Source organism: Mycobacterium sp. D16R24, assembly GCF_002013385.1.
In the GTDB taxonomy this organism is placed as follows: domain Bacteria; phylum Actinomycetota; class Actinomycetes; order Mycobacteriales; family Mycobacteriaceae; genus Mycobacterium.
Genome location: NZ_MAEV01000014.1, coordinates 77,412 through 95,377, shown reverse-complemented (window position 1 = coordinate 95,377; position 17,966 = coordinate 77,412). Strand labels below are relative to the sequence as shown.

Genomic DNA, 17,966 nt, shown 5'->3' with positions numbered 1-17,966 from the left:
TATCAATAAGTATCAATGATGTCGGCCCTGTCTGATACTTGTTGATACAACGCCCCGCAGTATCAATACGTATCAGGTAGGACATCCATGCAGCCGAGCCCCTACACGCCTGGTCGGGTGGCACGCGAGGTGGTCGGCCGCACAGAACAGCTTGCCGAGATCGGTGAGCGGCTGATGTACATGGCCGAGCTTGGCCGGCTGATCGGGCGTATCCGTGTCGACACCGGCCCACGCGGGGTCGGAAAGACCTCACTATTGCGTGAGGTGCAGCGCGATGCGGAGGCCCGTGGCGTGGTGACGGTGTGGGTCACCGCGGGGGGAGACGAGCCGCTCGCGGCGGCGATAGGGACCGCGATCCGCGTCCGTGTTACGGCGTGGAAGAAGAAGTCACGCGGCCGTCTGCTGCGCGCCGTCGATCAGGTGAGTATCACCGCGGGCGTGCCGGGCGTGGCTCAGGTGGGAGCGACCGTCAAGCCGTCGCAGGGCACCCAAGCCGCCGTGTCAGAGGCATCATTCAAGGAATTGATCATCGAGACCGCCACGGCGGCGCGCGACGAGGGGCACCGCGGCCTGGTGCTGCTGATCGACGAGGTCCAGGACGCGGACCGGGCGGGGCTGCGTACCTTGGCCGTGACGTGGCAGGACCTGCAGGCCGAGGCCGATACCCTGCCCGCCGGAGTGTTCGCGGCCGGTCTGCCGCAAACACCGGAGATCATTAGTGCCGCCGCCACATTCAGTGAGCGATTCGCCTATCGCACGCTGCGTCGTCTCGGTCGCGACGCGTCCCGGGTGGCACTCGTCAAGCCGGCAGGCGCGGTCGGGGTCGAGTGGGCCCAGGACGCGCTGGATGCCGTGATCGCGCAGACGAGCGGGTATCCGCACACCCTGCAGCTCTACGCCGACGCCGCGTGGGTGCGTGCCGGGTATCCGGATCCCGGGGGTCGGATCAGGATGTCCGATGTCGAGCACGCCGCCCGTCAGGTCGCCGAGGAGATGGACTCGCTCTTTCGCGCGCGCTGGAACAACGCCACCCCGGTACAGCGGCAGTTCATGTCAGCGATGGCGCGCTCGCTGACCGATGATCGGTGGGCGAGCCGGTCCGATATCGCCGCCGTCATGGGCCGGGATTCGCGGGCGATCAGCGCCGCCCGCGCCGGCCTCATCGATAAAGGTCTCATCGGCGTCGCGGGCCATGGGATTCTGGAGTTCGCCATTCCCGGACTCGCGGAATTTGTTCGCGCCCAAGAGGACTGACGCCGTCCTAGTCGTTGTGCGGCGACTTCTCCCGGACTGCCCCGGAGCGCTCGCACTTGGGATCGATCTTGACCGGGTGATAGGGGCAGGGCTCGTTATCGGGTTTGGCCGCGGCCGGAGTGGCCGTGACCAGGGACGCCGTTAAACATGCGGCCATGACGAACTGCCGTAACATCGCAGGAACCTTCCTCTGGGTTGGTAGTCCAGAGGGGCGGGCCAGGGTCCAATCTGCTTCCGCCCCTCTGGGATCTCTGTGGAGACAACCCCATTGAAGTCGGCGGACCTGCTACTGGCTTCCGATAAGTTGCCAGTTTCTATCGAAAATCAGCCAAACGTTGGATACCGGGTGCTAGCGGCTCTTACGCAGCGGACCGGGCGTCCAGAGTCCGCTGTGCACGGCGGTTCCGAGCTGCAGCTGTGCCACGGTGGCGTTCTTGTAGTACGGCGCAAACCGTTGCAACGCACCCCAGTCGCGGAACCAGTCGTTCTGTAGATAGGTGGGCACCGGTGTCGCCTTCAACAGCAGTTCGGTGATGCCCAGCGGGCCGCCGCCGAGGTAGTCCATTACCGGCGAGTTGGCTTCCGCGCCAAAGCGGTCGGGAAGAATGCGCCACTTCGGGATCTCGATGACCCCGTTCTTGTGGTCGAACGGCCGCTGGCAGGGGAAGGCAAGCCCCACAAGCCAGTCCAGGAACACCGGATCGGAGCCCACCACTTCCTGCAGCGTGCGCAGCGACGGAACCCGGGGCGGGGTGACCGCTATCCAGTGCTGCGGTGCCAAGTCGTCATCGATGGCAAGGAGCCGGATCCGGGTGGCCTCTGTCGGGATGGCGTCGCGAGACATCCGCAGGTTTCGCCATGCCGGAGCCGGCCCGAGGTCGGCGAACGAGATGGCGCCCATGACCTTTCCATCTTCCCGGGCGAACTGCACCTGCAGCTCGACCGGATCGAAGCGGCCCGCCGCGGCGAGCACGATCAGCGGCTTGGTGGTGTCCTTGGGTGGCAGGCGGTACCACGCCGACTGCAGCCGAGCGGGACGCTGGTTGCCGATCTGGTAGCTGCCCATGACCGGCGTGGTCTCGGGCTTGAGGTCGAAGGGCAGCCGGGCCAGCGATCCGTTGACGCCGGGAGCAACCGTGGTGCCCCCTTCGGTGCCTTCCTGGCTCCCGGCGGCGCTACCGTTCTTGTCGCGCTCCACGAAGCTGTCGGAGCTCTGCGGGTTGTTCTCCTCATCGGCGGACACATCCGACGGAATCCCGTTGGGATTGAACAAGATATTGGTATCGGCGGCCAGCGCCTGCCCGACCGGGGCATCGATGGGCTGCAGCATCCCGGTGTTCGGGCTCTCCTCGACCAGGACGTCGTTGGCCAGCCCGCAGCCGTGCCCACGCAGTGCGTCGAGGTTGGAACGTCCGACCGACCACGCGGGGTACTGGTTGACCATTCCGGCGGTCAGCGAGAACACCGACCAGATCACGACGATCCAGGTGCCGACGGCCAGGGGAGATTCGGCCACACGTGCCAGCACCGGATGCACCGGGGTGCGGCCGGGATGGTCTCGGCCGGTGAAGTGCATCCACGCCGCTATCAAAATCGCGAGCACGCACAGTCCGAAGAACACAGTGCTGATGCCGAAATGCCATTGCGGGAAGGAATTTGACCACGGCACGCCGAAGTTGGAGACGTACCACCATCCATTCACGCTGGAGAACGAGAGTGAGAGGACGAACAGCACGATCGCGGCGTACAGCGTGCGGTTGCGCGGGGAGCGCATCGCCGCCGCGGTCACCGCCACCGCGGCCAGCGCGCCCAGTGATCCGGCCAGGCCGGCGAACACCCCGAAGTGGTGGGTCCACTTGGTGGGGGTGAACATGATCGCGACGAACGAGATCAGGGTGATGCCGATGATCCGGCGGCTGGGGCCACTCGCAGTGCCGGGAATCTTGTTCTTGCGCAAGGTCATTGCCACGGCCACGCCGAGCGCGGTGACGAGAGCCAGCACCGGGAAACGGCGGGAGATGGCGCCGTCGGTCGTGGGCAGGAACAACCGTTCGTACCGGACATGCTCGTCGAACCAGTTCAACGACGGTCCGACGGCCGACTTGAGCGCGTTGGCCTGGATCTCCCCGACGAGGGTTTGATCTCGGAAGATGACAACCAGCGTGACCAGCCCGGCCGCCAGAATCGGTGCCAGGAGCGCGGCGTAGCCGAATCGCTTGGCACGCTTGCTCACGATGGTGCGCAGTGGCCCGATCGCGACCAGCAGCGCGCCGACGGAGGCAATACCCGTCGGTCCGGAGAACAAGGTCAGCGCGCCGATGATGCACGCGGCCGCCGCCGGAAGCAGCCTGTTGGTGGCGATGGACCGCTCGACCGAGCACCACGTCAACAGGATGCCCACCGCGATGATCGGTTCGGGACGCAGGCCGTTGTTGAACGGCAACCAGAAGGCCAGGAACATCGCGGCCGCCGTCCACGGCACCACCGGATTGGTGCGCGCGGCGTGGCCCAGTCGCGGGATCACCTCGCGGCTGATGACTGCCCAACACAGCACACCCATGACCAGCGTGGGCAGCCGCATCCAGACGCTGGCGGTGCTGACGTGGGCCCAGATGGTCAGCAGGTCGTAGTACCAGCCGAACGGCGATTCGGGCGTGCCGAACCAGCGGTAGTAGTTGGCCATGTAGCCCGAGCGCTCCGCGACGCGAGCCATGGTGAGGATGTAGCCGTCATCAGAGGTGTTGGCGCCGACGAAATGCCACCACACCAGCACCGCGCCGACCAGAGCGTCGAGCGGCCGTGGCTTCCACCAGCCCGCGGGCATGAAGCGCTTATGTCTGCGTCCGTCGGCGGCGTCGAGAGTGTGCAGGGCGATCAGCGAGAGGCCGGTCAGCAGGACACCGAGGATCATCGCGATGAACTTGATGACGGTGGGCGAGCTGCTGTAGCGGGTGTCGATGGTGGCCGAGAGATTCAGGCCCTCGGGGGCGGGTCCGGACAGGTCGGTGAAGACGCCGACGATCTGCGGCCGGAAGTCGTACCCGCCGCGTTCCCCGGCGCGCGGTTGGCCGGGCTTGGCATCCTTGGGCCCCTGGGTGAGGCCGACGAACTTCCCGGTCACCTTGTCCGCATGCCCCGTGACTTCGAGCCGCTGACAGTTGGGGCCGGTGACCTCGGAGAGGGGGGCGGAGACGACCGGTACGTTGCGCACGATCACCACGAGGTCGCCGCCGATGCGCTGGATCAGCATGCCGCGGTCTACCGCGTTGGGCGCCTGTTTAGGCACGGTGGACAGCAGCACGCTGTTGTGGCCGTCGAGGCCCCTGGCTGCCGCGCAGGGCACCGTGATGGTGAGGTCGGTGGGCACGTATCCGATGAGGGGCGCGTCGACGCTCGCGAGGGTGCCGTTTTGGGGCCAGTTCAGCGTCGCGGTGTCCTGCTGGACGGGCAGCAGTGGAGTGGCGATGGCCAGCAGCGCACCCAGGAAGCCGGTGATGATCGCGATCAGCCGGGCCCTGCGGTAGTCGCCGTCGCCGTTGCCGGCGACCTTCTCCGTCGCGTTGCCCTGAACCGTCACGGAGGAAGATGTTAGTTGGCGTGCGATGAGCGGCTTGCGCGAAGAGCGCTAAGTGCGCGGTGGGACCCGCACGACCAAGACGAAGGGCCCAATGGTTCGCACGGTGAACCGCGGATCAGCGAACAACTGCTTGTTCAGCGTGACGGTGTAGCGCTTCACATTCGGCTGGTTGGGGTAGACATCCTTGGCGAGCCGCAGGGAGTAGTTGTCACCGGACTGGCGCATGAGAAGCACGGTGGGGGCCCGCCAGGGGAGCGCGTCGAGCGCCCGGATCATGTCGTCGGCGGTGTGCAAGTCTTCCCAGCTCGTGATCGCGGCCGCACGCTTGTCGAACTGCGCCAGGGGGTTCGCGTAGTGCGGGGTGAGTCCCTGGAAGCCGTAGTAGGGGTAGAACGCCAGGAAGCTGTAGTCGGCGGTGAGCACCACGGTCTCATCACGCGGCTTACCCGTGATCTCGGTGATGGCCTTGTCGATGGCGCCGTAGTGACTCTCCGGGCCGGGTGGCCGGCGGTCGGCGCGCTGGCCGGTGCCGTCGGTATCGGCGTATGCGATGACGATGTCGTTGCGGAGCACGTTGGGGATGTCCTGGCTGAATGCCAGTGCGCCGGCCAGGCCGATCACGGTGGCCACGATCGTCGCGGTCTTGCTGCGCTGCGCTGCCCAGACGGCCACCTCGATGAAGGCGAAGACACCCGCGGCGACGAGCAACACGGTGAGGGTGGGTACGAGCCGGAACGAGAGCAGGGTGGTCTTGGCGAGCGTGGCGAGCATGGACAGCAGCGACCACAGATAAACGGAGACCACGCCGATCGCCAGCGCGCCGGCGCGCGCCGAGCTCCGGGCCCGCACCACAAGCCAGATCGTTCCGAGCAGGCACAGCCCGCCGAGCATGGTGGGCTGCAGCATCGGGAAGGACAGTTGGGCACCGTCGTTGGGCAGGTAGTGCTGCGCCGACGCCGCCTTCTCCAGTGAACGGCTCAGCGTGGCAACCAAGTACGGTCCCCAGAAGACGAGCGCGAGTGCGATGGCGATGGCGGTGATGGTGAGCCAGCGGAGCAGGGGTTCCTTGACGGCGGGCCACCAGCCGTCACGCCGGATGCGGCTGATCGCCACCACCTTGGCGGCGACGGTGATGGCCAGTGCGCCATACGCGGTGAGCAGTGTGTAGAAAAGCGCCGCGAAACCGAGGAAGACGCCGAAACCCACCACCGCGGCCCAGCCGGTGCGCCCGATGGCCCGTAATCCGCTGTAGCCGAGCACAAGTGCGGGTGCCAGCAGCACTGTGATGATGGCACCGTACGGCTCGGCGGCCGTGTATGCCAGTGTGACGGCGGTGGTGGCGGTGGTCACGATGAGCGCGTATTCGAAGCGGATCATCTTGTTCCACAAGACAAATGCCGCACATACCGCGATCGCCAGGGAGGTAATGGCCCACGGCTTGTACATCTCCCAGCCGGCGGTTCCGGTGAGCGCCGCGAGGCGCCCGCCGATCCAGAACCAGCCGGCCGGATAGAACGGTGGCATGTCCGGATAGGTCATATCGTGCAGCGCGGGCGAGTCGGTGAATCGCGTGACGTACTCGGTGCGGAACTGCTGGTCCACCGAGACCCCGAATAGATACAGCTTGGTGGCGCCCAGGGGCATCCCCAGAGTCACCACGGTGAACGTCGACAAGAAGAGCAGTGACAGCATTTCCGCGATGGTGCGGCGCCCCCTGCGCCACAGCACCCCGGCCAGTACCAACCCGGCGATGGCGCCGAACTGTCCGACCGTGGTCAGGGCGTGCAGCTGGTTGGACGATCCGAAGGCCGGCCACTCCACCCGCGCGATCGCGATGAGCGCGACGGCGCTGACAGCTGCGGCCGTGACCACTGCGAGCGTCAGGTCTTTGGCGGTGTCCAGCACATGCTGGCGTGCCGTCACGGTCATCGGGGCTGTCATCTCGACGTGATTACACGGGCAACTTGCGGAAAATGGGGCGCGGCACGTGGCGCAGCACCGACATCACGAAGCGCCATTGGCCGGGCGCCCAGATCAGCTCCTTGCCCGCGGCGGCTGACGTCACCACCTGCTCGGCGATCTCCTCTTTGTCGACCGTGAACGGAGCCTCCTTGGCGCCGGTGGCCTTCCAGTGTTCGATCGTCGTGGTGGTGCGTACTTGGCCCGGGCGTACCACCAGCACGTGGACGCCGAACTCGCGCAGCGCTTCTCCGAGGCCGAGGTAGAACCCGTCGAGGCCGGCCTTGGTCGAGCCGTAGACAAAATTCGAGCGGCGTACTCGCTCACCGGCAACCGAGGACATCGCGATGACCTGGCCGAAACCCTGTGCCTTCATCTTCTGGCCGATCAGCACGCCGACGGAGACGGCGGCGGTGTAGTTGACCTGTGCGCTGAGCACTGCCTTGGCCTGGTTCTGCCAGAGCTCTTCGGCGTCCCCGAGGACGCCGAAGGCGACGATGGCGACATCCACATCGCTCTGTGCCCAAGCGGATTCGATGAGGGCGGGGTGGCTCGTGGTGTCGACGGCATCGAAGTCCAGGTATTCGACGGATTTGGCTCCGGCGGCCTCGATCTGCGCGATGGCCGCCTCGCGCTTGGGTGCGTTGGGCAGGTCGGCCAGGATGACGCGGGCCTTGGCGTTCTTGAGGTAGCGCTCGACGATGGCCAGGCCGATCTCCGAGGTACCGCCGAGCAGCAGGATGGTCTGGGGGTTACCCGTTGCGTCAATCATTGTGTGGCTGAAGCCTTTCTAGAGCAGCTCGAGGCGGCGAGCCATGTCGGAGGCGAACACGCCGTGGGGGTCGGCCTTGCGTCGGGTGGCGATCCACTCGTCGACGCGCGGGTACATCTTGTGGAACTTCTCCGCGTTCACGCGTGAATCCTTGGCGGTGTACACCCGGCCGCCGAATTCCATGGCGCGGTTGTCGAGTTCGTTGAGGAACTCGTTGACGCCGGGCTTGTTGGGGAAGTCCATGGCGACATTCCAGCCCTTCATCGGAAAGCTCAGCGGCGCTTTGTTGCCCGGGCCGAAGAGCTTGAAGACGTTGAGCGCCGAGTACTGGCCCTGGGTCTGGATCCACCGGATGATGCCCTTGAACTCGTCGAGCGCATCGGGCGGCACCAGGAACTGGTGCTGCGCGAAACCCGCTGGGCCGTAGGCGTATTGCCATCCGGTTGTGATGTCGAGCATGTGATAGAACTGCGTCAGATTGACGATCTTGCCCTGGTAGTTACCGCTCATCCGGTAGAACGCCTCGCCGATCGCCATGAGAGACGGCTTGATCATGAAGTTGACCGGGAAGAGGTCGGGGAAGCCGGGCAGTTGCGGCGCAGTGAATTTGAGCGGGTCCTTGGCCAGCTTCGCGGGCAGCTGGTCCAGCCGCGCAAGGCTTCCGCGGCTGACTGCGGCGCGGCCCAGCTTGGGCGGCGGGTTGATCAGGTCGAACCAGGCGCTCGAGTACGTGTACTTGTCCTCGCTGCCGTCCTGGTGCACCGCGATGGTCTCATCCAGGTCCCGGGTGGCGACACCGTCGGCGATGAAGTACGCCGTTTCGGTGCGCGTCATGGCGATGCGGGCGCGCACGACGATGCCCGTCAACCCGTTGCCGCCGACGGTGGCCCAGAACAGCGCGCTGTCCGGTCCGTCGGGGGCGATCGTGTGCACCTGGCCGTCAGCCATCAGCAGGTCCAGGGATAGCACGTGGTTTCCGAAGCTGCCGGCGCTGTGATGGTTCTTGCCGTGGATATCCGAGCCAATGGCACCGCCCACGGTGACCTGGCGAGTGCCGGGCAGCACCGGCACCCACAGGCCGAAGGGGAGTGCGGCCTTCATCAGCTGATCCAGGCTCACACCGGCGTCGACGTCGGCGATGGCGGTCTCGGCACTGATCGAGTGCACCTTGTTGAGCGGAGTCATGTCGACGACGATCCCGCCGCCGTTGCACGCGTGATCGCCGTAGGAGCGGCCCAGGCCGCGGGCGACGATGCCGCGGCGTAAATGCGAGGGGCTGGTCGCGCTCGCGTCGGCGACCCGGCGCACGGCCTCGGCGATCAGATCGACATCGGGTGTGGAGAGCACGTGAGCCACGGTGGGTGCGGTGCGGCCGAACCCGGTCAGTGCGCGCGGGGTCAGGGGAAGGTCTGTAGACATATCAGTGAAAAAGCGTACTTGAGCCGATCGGAGGGTAGGAGCGAAGCGACCGGGGGACGACTCAGCGCAGCCGGAAAATCACGGCGCGCTGCACGATGAAATTGATGACTGTCGCGGTCCCCTGGGCGATGACAAAGGCCACCGGAACCCGCCAGGGTTTGTCCTCGAACTGTATGTAAAACACATAGTTGATGCCGACCTGGACGGCATAGGTCAGGCCGTAGAGAGCCATCACCGCGATGAACCGGGCGCGGCTGGGCTCGGCCTGGAAGGTCCAGCGCCGGTTGATCAGGTACGCGGTTGTGGTTCCCGCCACAAAGCTAATGGATTTGGCGACATTGACCTGGAGGCCGACGTGCAGCAGCAGCACGTACAGCCCGAAGTCGACAATGGCCGAGAGCCCGCCGGTGAGGACGAATCGGGCCGCTTGAGTGGTCAGCGACAGCTGAGCCTGCTCGGCTGGGGCATCTGACACGGGCCAGAGCCTATGTCAGGTGTCGTCCCACAGCGCCAATCACGGGACCCCGCGCACGACTTTCCGCGCGCAGGTAGGGTCGCGAAGGATTGCTGGAACATCGACGCGTGAGGGGCAGCCATGACGACTCCAGAGCACGGAAGGCACGAACGGGCCGAGGGCGAAGGCATTGATCCGCTGATCGACCTGTCGCGCGATCCCAACCCTGGAGTCGCCGACCACGCCAAAGAGGACGAGTAACCGCTCACACTCGTTGCGGGACGAACGCCTCGATCTCCTTCACCATGAGCGCGGGCTGGTCCTCGCTGACAAAGGTGTAGCTGTCGGGGACCTCCACGAGTTTCGCGTTAGGCAGTAGCTGCACCCACCGTTGCGCATGTGCGAACGGGAAGAACGGCAGCGTGCGCGGCCAGAGCAGCAGCACCGGCTTATCGAAGGTGCGCAGTGTCTCTGCGGCGGCCAGCGTGTCGCGGTGGTCGATCCGGCTGAGGAATGCGCGTACATCGCGGCGCACGCCCTTCTGCTGCAGCAAGGGACGGACCCACTCGCCGAGTATCTCGTCGGGAATCGGGAACTTGGCGAGCGTCTTTCCGACGATTCGTTGCACTGTTTTGAGGGCATAAGGCCGCAGGATGAAATCGGTTCCCGGGGTCCGTGCCCAGTACTGCAGGACGCGAATCGATTTCGGCAGGAAGTTGTCGAACGAGTCGACGGGCGTCAACACCACCTGTCCAATCCGGTCGCAGCCGTCGGCGAGCAGCAGTTGGGTGATGGCCCCGCCGGTGTCGGTGGCGACAATGGTGACGTTGTTGAGATCGAGGGTCTCGATGAGCTCGCGGATCAGCCCGGCCACACCGCGAGGGCTGAGGTCCGCGCTCGGACTCATCGGGGTTTGGTGCGCACCGAGGGGAAGATCCGGTGCAATGCAGCGGAACCGCCGACTCAGCGGTTCGACGACCTTGCGCCACACGGTCCCGGTGACAAAGACACCATGCACGAAGACGATCGGAGGGCCGTCCCCGTTATCGCGGTAGTGGAGAGGGCCGGCGGAAGACTCGAAAGTAGGCATGCTTTGACCATGGCGCTGACCTGCTGCCATGACGAGGCACGGCGCTGCCAGACGGTGCCATCCGGCCGCTCTAGAGGCCCGCGGACGCCAGCACGCCGCACAGCGCTTCTACGGCCGGCGCGAAACCATGATCGGCCGGCGTGCCGAAGCTGACCACAACCCCGTCCGGATCGGGGATGTGCGGACCGGCCTGAGGGTGCCGCAGCCGCGATAGCCCGGCCAGGGCCACGCCCGCCTCACCGGCTCGGTACAGCACGTCGGGCTCCGCGCCGTCGGGCAGCGTCAGCAGCAGGTGCAAGCCGGCAGACAGTCCCCGGACTCCGACGTTGTAGTCCGAGAGTCGCTCGACGAGGAGGTCGCGCCGGTGTCGGTACCGACCGCGCATCCGCCGGATATGCCGGTCGTAGTGGCCATTGGCGATGAAGTCCGCCATGGTCAGCTGCGAGATCGCGTCGACGTACCACTGCCCGCCGCCGGCAGCCGCCACGACGGCATCCACCAGGTCCGGCGGCAGCACCATCCATCCCAGGCGTAGTACGGGGGCCAGGCTCTTGCTCGCCGAGCCGAGATACACGACGTGGTCGGGATCGAGGCTTTGTAGCGCGCCGACGGGCTGACGGTCGTATCGGAACTCGCCGTCGTAATCGTCTTCCAGGACGTAGGAGTCGGTGCGGCGTGCCCAGTCCACCACCGCGGTGCGCCGTGCCGGGTGCAGCGGCAACCCGTGCGGAAAGTGGTGGGCGGGGGTGATCATGGCGGCGCGCACGTCGAGGGTGTCAAGGTCGCTGACCACGGCGCCCTCCTCGTCGAATCCGATCGGGATGCTGGAGCCCCCTATCGCTTCGATGCAGTCGCGAAAGATGAAGAGCCCGTAAGCTTCCAGGGCGATCGGCCGGGTCAGCCCATACATGCGGGTGAGGATCTCCACGGCATGACGGGTGCCCGCGCAGATGACAACCGAATCGGGTGAAGTTCGCACGCCCCGCACCCGGCCCACGTATTCGGCCACAGCAGAGCGTAATTCGAGACGGCCACGCGGGTCCCCCGCACGCAGGGCCTCGTGCGGAGCGTTGCTCAGCGCACGGCGGACGGAGGTGACCCAGTCTGTGCGGGGGAAGGCGGTGACGTCCCCGGAGCCGGGCAAGAGGTTGTGCGGTGGGGGAGAGCCCGCTCCGCGTGATCGCGGCGGCAGCTGGCTCTGGCCACGATTGAGCACCCGGGTTCCCGAGCCCTGCCGCGATTCGAGCCATCCTTCGGCGACGAGCTCCGCGTAGGCCTCGGCGACGGTGTTCCGCGCGAGTCCGAGGTCGATGGCCAGGGTGCGCGAGGGCGGCAACATAGCCCCCACCGTCAGTCGACCGGACCGGACCGCCTCACGTAGCGCGGTGATCAATACATCCCGTACGCCGCGGGCACCGGGGGTGATGGCGTGACGCAAGTCGAGATGTAGATCATGGCTGAGAGGGCGGGGCTCCGATGTTCCCAAATTGGCCCACGAACTCATGCGTGAATTGAACCATGATAATGGGTCTTTCTGCTTCTACCGTTAAGGCATGACAAGCACCCTGAATGCCCCAAGAATTCGTATGGAGAAGGTCTCGCCCGAGGTTTACGAGGCCATGATGGCGCTGAGTATCGCCTCGGCCAAGGACGTCGAACCCGGCCTCGCCGAGCTGATCAAGATCCGCGCATCCCAGCTCAATCACTGTGCGTTCTGTCTCGATATGCACACCCACGATGCCCGCAAGCAGGGTGAGACCGAGCAGCGGATCTACCTGCTGAACGCCTGGGCCGAGGCCGGCGATATCTACACCGAACGTGAGAAGGCCGCGCTGGCGCTGACCGAGGAGGCGACCGTCCTTTCCGCTGGTGAGCATGTGTCTGATGCCACCTATGCGCGGGCGGCGGCGATCTTCACCGAACGCGAGCTCGGGCAGATCATCGGGATGATCCTGACGATCAACGCCTGGAATCGCATCGCTGTCACTACCCGCAACGCACCTCCGAAGCGTGGCTAAATTTGCCACATTCTTTGCAGTCGGCGTGACAGAAGCGTGATCGTTTCGTAATCTGACCAGGTGATCTTGGCGAGATGGCGTGCGAAAGACGGTGAGAAGAGGCCCGCGATGCCGCTCTCGCGCGTCGCGGGTCTCGCGCTGTCGCTCGTTGCCGGTGCTGCCGTGATGGGGGTCGTGAGCGAAGTCGGGAAGCCGGATGTTCAGCTGTCGATCAAGCCCGAACAACGTGCGATCGTGCTCATCGCCGACCTGCCGCGTGCCCAGCGGGACCGACGCTATGTCTCGGCGGAGGCGCTGGCCCTGGAGGCCAGAGCCAGAGCCATCAAGCCGTGTTCGACCGTGTTGGCGGGCGCACAGCCGGCGGTGGCGCAGGCGGGAAACTTCTTGAAGACGATGTTCGGTATCGGTGACATCGGCGGTGCCAGCGGGCGTGGCGGCGGCGGGGATCACGGTCGCGGTCTGGCGCTGGACTTCATGACGGGCTCCACCGCGACCGGTAGCGCGCTTGCGAGCTTTGTGCTCGCCAACCGTGACCGGCTGGGCGTGACGTACGTGATCTGGCAGCAGCGGTACAACGACGGCAACGGCTGGTCGATGATGGAGAACCGCGGCAGCCCGACCGCGAACCATATGGATCACGTGCACGTGTCGTTCCGGGCCGGAGCCAAGCCGCCCGCGGTCAGCTGCTGATACCGGCACGCGGACTATCCACGGCCCAGGCGTGGATATGTTGAATTCCATGGGTTTCCTAGTGTCTCGACGTTCTCTGCGTGGTCTGCGACAGATAGGCGACGGTCTCGGCACGCTCGACCGAGAAGTGTTCGAAGCGATCGCGGAGTCACCGAGCCCGCTGCTGGATACCGTCATGCCGCGGCTCACTCGCGCCGCCGACCATTCCAAGCTCTGGATCGGTATCGGTGTCGGGTTGGCGATGTTTGGCAAGCCGGCCGTGCAGCGCGGCGCTACACGTGGGCTGTTGTCACTGGCAGTGACGAGTGTGCTCACCAACCAAGTGGCCAAACGACTGAGGCGACGTGCGCGGCCGGACCACATGTCGGTGCCGCTGGTGCGGCGCAGCAGGCGCCTGCCCACATCCTCGTCGCTTCCCTCGGGCCATTCGGCGAGCGCGGCGGCCTTCGCGGTGGGCGTCGGTCTTGAGAGCCCGCCGCTGGGCCTGGGGCTCTCGCTGCTGGCCGGGCTGGTCGGCCTGTCCCGGGTGGCCACCGGCGTCCATTACCCCGGTGATGTGTTCGCGGGGTTCGGGATTGGTGCCGGGATAGCGGTCTTGGGTGCCCGCGTGGTGCCGCCGATTACGCAGACGGCGTTGCCCGGGGCGGACCCGCTGCGGGTGGATACCGCCCCGCGCCCCGAGGGCGAGGGTGTGGTGTTGGTGGTCAACCCGGCCTCCGGTGACGGCACCGGTCAGCGGATTCTGGACCAGGTGCGCAAGGCCTTGCCCCGTACCGAGATCGTCGAACTGAACAAGGGCGATGACCTCATCGAGGTGATGCGCAGCGCGGCACGCCGGGCCGAGGTGCTTGCGGTGGGCGGTGGCGATGGCACCGTCGCGTGTGCCGCAGGCGTTGCCGCCGAGACCGATACCCCGCTCGCAGTTTTTCCCGGCGGCACGTTCAACCACTTCGCCAAGGACATCGGCTGCGAGAGCGTGGCCAAGACCGTCGATGCCATCCGCCGGGGCAGCGCCAGCCGCGTCGACCTGGTCTACCTAAACGAGAGCCAGGTGGTTATCAACACCGCGAGCATCGGCGCGTACCCGAAGTTCGTGCAGATACGCGAGAAGATAGAGCACCGGACAGGCAAGCCGCTGGCGAGTGTCTACGCGATGCTGCGCATGCTGCGCCGCGAGCACCCGGTGCGTATTCGGTTCGACAACAAGACCGTCCAGACATCGCTGTTTTTCCTGGGTAATTCTGCTTATCTGCCATCGGGTTTCGCCCCGTCGCTGCGACCCCGCTTGGACGATGGCCTCATCGATGTGCGCATCTTGGAGACCGGCCGTAAGTTCAGTACGGTGCGGATCGTGACGGCGCTGGCGCTCGGGCGCCTTCAGCGCAGCCCGCTCTATCACGAGCTGCAGGTGCCCGAGTTTTCCTTTACCGCGGTGGACGGCCCGACTGCGCTCGCGCGCGACGGCGAAGCCGGCGACAAGCTTGCGGAGGCCCACTTCACGGTTCGTTACCGGGCGCTGGCTGTGCTGCGTCCGCTGCCCTGAGGGGCCACGGCGGCAACGCGAGCAGGCAGGTGACGAAGTACGCGTAGCCCAACACCCACCCCGCCAGCACATCCGAGGGGTTGTGGACGTTGAGCAGAACTCTGCTGACACCGATCACCAGAATCAGCACACCGCCGAGCACCCCGAGCCAGGGGCGCAGCGCGGCAACCGCTGTCGGCAGGAACACCGTGAGCAATGCCAGCACACCGACCATGACGCCCAGGGCATGTCCAGATGGGAACGAGGATCCGTACGCGTCGACCAACCTGGTCGCCGGGCGCGGGCGGCCCGCCAGCAGTTTCGCCAGCTCGGTCACCAGCGCGCTCAGCTCCACGGTGATCAGCAAGAACACCGCCGCGGGCCGCTGGCGCCGCACCAGCAGCACGAAGATGACGCCAGCCACTGCGATGCGGAATGCACCCGGGCCCAAGACGGTGGCGAACACATCCCAGGCGGTGACCCACCCAGGATGAGCGATTCCATAGTCATGCGCGGATGCCAGCGCTGAGATATCCAGCCGAGTCAGCCAATTCCATTGTTGGGCATAGCCCAGCCAGAGCAATGCGAACACGAGGAAGGCAGCGCCGGCGGACACCAGCAGCCATCGGCGCTCCCGGCCGCTTATCTGTGACATGACTACACCCAGTACGGCACACGCGCGCGGTACTGGCGCATCACCAGGATCGCCACCGTCCAACCGACGACGGTGATGGCGCCCGCGATGATCCAGTGGTGGACCTGCTGATCGAGTCCGAGCAGCGGATCGCGGATGATGGCCAGAAAATGCACGAACGGGTTGAGCTGCACCACCGTGGCCAGCTTGCCGACGCGCTCTCCTAGCATGTTCTCGTTCCAGATGATCGGCGTCATGAAGAACAGCAGCTGCACCAGGCTGCCCAGCAGCGGTGAGATATCCCGATAGCGGGTGGCCAGCACGCCGAAAACCAGTGAAACCCACACACAATTCAACGTGATCAACACCAGCGCGGGGATGAAACTCAGGTCGGTGACATGCCAGTGCGGCGTATACACGGCGACGACCACCAGGAAGATGATGATGTTGTGCGCGAACAGCAATAGCTGCCGCCACACCAGCCGGTACACGTGCACGCTCAGCGGTGTTGGCAACTGCTTGATCAGTCCCTCGTTCGCGACGAAGACGTCCGCCCCCTCCAGGATCGCGGCGTTGAACAGGTTCCAGACGATCAAACCGATGGTCACATAAGGCAAATGTTCTGCCAGGGGGAGCTTGAACAGCTGCGAGTACAGGATGCCCATGGCCAGGGCCGTCGACCCGGTGGCGATGGTGATCCAGAACGGGCCCAGCACCGATCGCCGGTAGCGCTGCTTGATGTCCTGCCAGCCCAGCTGTAGCCACAGCTGTCGATGTTCGAAGCCGTCGGACAGATCACGCCACGCGCGCTTGAAGGTCCGGGAGTCCGACGACAACTCCAGCAGTTCGTTCGTCATTTCTCAGTCTCCTGCACCGAAGGAGTCGGGTTGGTCGGTCTGCCGAACTGCTCGCGTCGGCCCAAGCGCCGCAAGGCAATCCAGTCACGTAGGCCAGCAGGGTCGCGTCGGGTGATCAGGAAGTACCAGCCGAAGCGCACCCATTCCTGAGGGAGCAGCTTGCGCATGCCTGGCTGGGACATCAGGTAGCCACGGTTGCGGTAGGTGAAGTACCGCTTGGTGGCATCGTCCGGGTACTGGGTGTGCATGCGCCCGCCCAGAATCGGTTTGAACTCGGCCGCACCGTTGGGGTGCAGATATGTGGCATCCAGGCAGGTCCCGAACGGTAGGCCCGAACGCACGAGCCTCCGATGTACGTCCACCTCGTCGCCGCGTACGAACAGCCGTAGGTCGGGAACGCCCACGGCCTCCAGGGTTTCGGCACGGAAGAGCGCGCCATTGAACAGCGAGGCGATGCCGGGCAACAGATCTTGACCGGCTTCGGTGCGAAGCTCCTCGACCCGTCGCCGCCACACGAGCCCGCGCCGCAGCGGAAACGCCAGCCGACCGGGATCGTCGATATCGCACACCATCGGCGACACCTCGGCGAGGCGATGCTTACGGGCGCAGGCCAACAGCGTCTCCAGAACATCGGTGCCGCCGGGGCGGCCGTCGTCGTCGGCAAGCCATACCCAGTTGGCGCCGAGCGTGAGGGCGTGGAGTATGCCGAGCGCGAATCCTCCTGCGCCCCCCAGGTTTCGGCGAGAGCCCAGGTATGTGGTGGCAATGGGTTGACCATCGACCAGAGCCTTGACCGCAGGGTCGTTGTCGTTGTCCACCACCACAACATGGTCCGGCGTGGCGGTCTGTGCTGTGACGATCTTCAGCGACTCGGCCAGTTCCGCGGTCCGCCGATAGGTGACGACGACGGCAACAACCCCGCTGGCCGTGTCATTCATGGCGGTCTTCGGCGAGGATTTGGGCCACGTGATCGCCGGCCTCATTGCCTTCGTAGGCGCGGACCACGTCCTCGATTCCACCGCTCATCTTGATCGTGCCGTGGTCGATCCACATCGCCGTGTTGCACAGACGGGCCAGGAACTCGTTGGAATGGCTGGCGAAGACGAGCATGCCGGAGCGTTCCACCAACTGCTGCAACCGAATTCGCGCCTTCTTCATGAACTCGGCGTCGACAGCACCGATGCCCTCGTCGAGCAGCAGGATCTCCGGGTCGATGCTGGTGACGACGCCCATGGCCAGGCGAACACGCATACCGGTGGAGTACGTGCGCAGCGGCATGGAGAGGTACTCGCCCAGCTCGGTGAAGTCGGCAATCTCGTCGACCTTGGCCTGCATCTGCTTGCGGGTCTGCCCCAGGAACATGCCGCGGATGATGATGTTCTCGTACCCGGAGATCTCCGGATCCATGCCCACACCCAGGTCGAACACCGGCGCGACCCTGCCCTGGATGGACGAGCTGCCCCGGGTGGGTTCGTAGATTCCCGAAAGGAGGCGCAGCAGAGTCGATTTACCCGCACCGTTGTGGCCGACAAGCCCGATCCGGTCGCCCTCCTTGAGAGACAGCGTGATGTCCCGCAGGGCCTCGATGACCACCACGTTCGACTCGTTGCGGCCAATCGCGCCACCCGCCTTGCCCAGGAAGGCCTTCTTCAGAGACCGTGACTTGGCGTCGAATATCGGGAATTCCACCCACGCTTCGTGGGTCTGGATACTGACCACG

16 protein-coding genes are annotated in these 17,966 nt (G+C 65.6%); 4 read left to right on the top strand and 12 right to left on the bottom strand.

Going from position 1 to position 17,966, the window contains the following annotated elements:
* Positions 1 to 87 precede the first annotated feature (87 nt).
* Positions 88 to 1,254, top strand: a complete 1,167-nt coding sequence (locus B4383_RS13030; RefSeq protein WP_078290721.1) for an ATP-binding protein — start codon at positions 88 to 90, stop codon at positions 1,252 to 1,254.
* Positions 1,255 to 1,261: 7 nt separating this feature from the next.
* Here B4383_RS13030 and B4383_RS26675 read toward each other — a convergent pair whose 3' ends face one another.
* From B4383_RS26675 to B4383_RS12995, 8 genes are all read right to left on the bottom strand, one after another.
* Complete coding sequence (locus B4383_RS26675; RefSeq protein ID WP_176126409.1) at positions 1,262 to 1,429, bottom strand: hypothetical protein; 168 nt, start codon at positions 1,427 to 1,429, stop codon at positions 1,262 to 1,264.
* Positions 1,430 to 1,603: 174 nt separating this feature from the next.
* Positions 1,604 to 4,831 carry an arabinosyltransferase domain-containing protein gene (locus tag B4383_RS13025; protein ID WP_078290720.1) on the bottom strand — a complete coding sequence of 1,076 codons (3,228 nt, stop codon included), beginning with the start codon at positions 4,829 to 4,831 and terminating at the stop codon, positions 1,604 to 1,606.
* 48 nt (positions 4,832 to 4,879) lie between these two features.
* Positions 4,880 to 6,760, bottom strand: coding sequence for a galactan 5-O-arabinofuranosyltransferase (locus B4383_RS13020; protein ID WP_286143811.1), 1,881 nt, complete (start codon positions 6,758 to 6,760; stop codon positions 4,880 to 4,882).
* A 22-nt stretch (positions 6,761 to 6,782) separates the two neighbouring features.
* Positions 6,783 to 7,562: a decaprenylphospho-beta-D-erythro-pentofuranosid-2-ulose 2-reductase gene (locus B4383_RS13015; RefSeq protein ID WP_078290718.1), complete on the bottom strand. Its 780-nt coding sequence runs from the start codon at positions 7,560 to 7,562 to the stop codon at positions 6,783 to 6,785.
* A gap of 18 nt (positions 7,563 to 7,580) precedes the next feature.
* Complete coding sequence (locus tag B4383_RS13010) at positions 7,581 to 8,981, bottom strand: FAD-binding oxidoreductase (RefSeq protein WP_078290717.1); 1,401 nt, start codon at positions 8,979 to 8,981, stop codon at positions 7,581 to 7,583.
* A gap of 61 nt (positions 8,982 to 9,042) precedes the next feature.
* The gene (locus B4383_RS13005) at positions 9,043 to 9,456 is read right to left on the bottom strand and encodes a GtrA family protein (RefSeq protein ID WP_078290716.1); all 414 of its coding nucleotides are present in this window, start codon (positions 9,454 to 9,456) and stop codon (positions 9,043 to 9,045) included.
* A gap of 244 nt (positions 9,457 to 9,700) precedes the next feature.
* The gene (locus B4383_RS13000; protein WP_078290715.1) at positions 9,701 to 10,555 is read right to left on the bottom strand and encodes an alpha/beta hydrolase; all 855 of its coding nucleotides are present in this window, start codon (positions 10,553 to 10,555) and stop codon (positions 9,701 to 9,703) included.
* Between the two features lie 40 nt (positions 10,556 to 10,595).
* Positions 10,596 to 12,029 (bottom strand): PLP-dependent aminotransferase family protein, encoded by a 1,434-nt coding sequence (locus B4383_RS12995; protein WP_078290714.1) that lies wholly within the window; start codon positions 12,027 to 12,029, stop codon positions 10,596 to 10,598.
* Between the two features lie 49 nt (positions 12,030 to 12,078).
* Here B4383_RS12995 and B4383_RS12990 point away from each other — a divergent pair, with 49 nt between their 5' ends.
* The 3 genes from B4383_RS12990 (at position 12,079) to B4383_RS12980 (ending at position 14,776) form a co-directional block, all read left to right on the top strand.
* Entirely contained in the window at positions 12,079 to 12,543 is a 465-nt protein-coding gene (locus B4383_RS12990) for a carboxymuconolactone decarboxylase family protein (RefSeq protein ID WP_078290713.1), read from the top strand.
* Between the two features lie 108 nt (positions 12,544 to 12,651).
* Positions 12,652 to 13,233 (top strand): hypothetical protein, encoded by a 582-nt coding sequence (locus B4383_RS12985; RefSeq protein ID WP_078290825.1) that lies wholly within the window; start codon positions 12,652 to 12,654, stop codon positions 13,231 to 13,233.
* Positions 13,234 to 13,282: 49 nt separating this feature from the next.
* Complete coding sequence (locus B4383_RS12980; protein ID WP_078290823.1) at positions 13,283 to 14,776, top strand: bifunctional phosphatase PAP2/diacylglycerol kinase family protein; 1,494 nt, start codon at positions 13,283 to 13,285, stop codon at positions 14,774 to 14,776.
* Here B4383_RS12980 and B4383_RS12975 read toward each other — a convergent pair.
* Genes B4383_RS12975 through B4383_RS12960 form a run of 4 tightly spaced genes read right to left on the bottom strand, consistent with a single transcriptional unit; the run spans position 14,730 to position 17,965 of the window.
* On the bottom strand, positions 14,730 to 15,410 hold the full coding sequence (locus tag B4383_RS12975; protein WP_078290712.1) for a phosphatase PAP2 family protein: 681 nt from the start codon (positions 15,408 to 15,410) through the stop codon (positions 14,730 to 14,732). The two genes, B4383_RS12980 and B4383_RS12975, sit on opposite strands and share 47 nt — an antisense overlap.
* 2 nt (positions 15,411 to 15,412) lie before the next feature.
* The gene (locus tag B4383_RS12970) at positions 15,413 to 16,246 is read right to left on the bottom strand and encodes an ABC transporter permease (protein ID WP_078290711.1); all 834 of its coding nucleotides are present in this window, start codon (positions 16,244 to 16,246) and stop codon (positions 15,413 to 15,415) included.
* The gene (locus B4383_RS12965) at positions 16,243 to 17,184 is read right to left on the bottom strand and encodes a glycosyltransferase family 2 protein (protein ID WP_078290710.1); all 942 of its coding nucleotides are present in this window, start codon (positions 17,182 to 17,184) and stop codon (positions 16,243 to 16,245) included. Before B4383_RS12965 ends, B4383_RS12970 begins: the two co-directional genes overlap by 4 nt.
* Positions 17,177 to 17,965 carry an ABC transporter ATP-binding protein gene (locus B4383_RS12960; RefSeq protein ID WP_139360739.1) on the bottom strand — a complete coding sequence of 263 codons (789 nt, stop codon included), beginning with the start codon at positions 17,963 to 17,965 and terminating at the stop codon, positions 17,177 to 17,179. The genes B4383_RS12965 and B4383_RS12960 overlap by 8 nt, the downstream gene beginning before the upstream one ends.
* Position 17,966 lies beyond the last annotated feature (1 nt).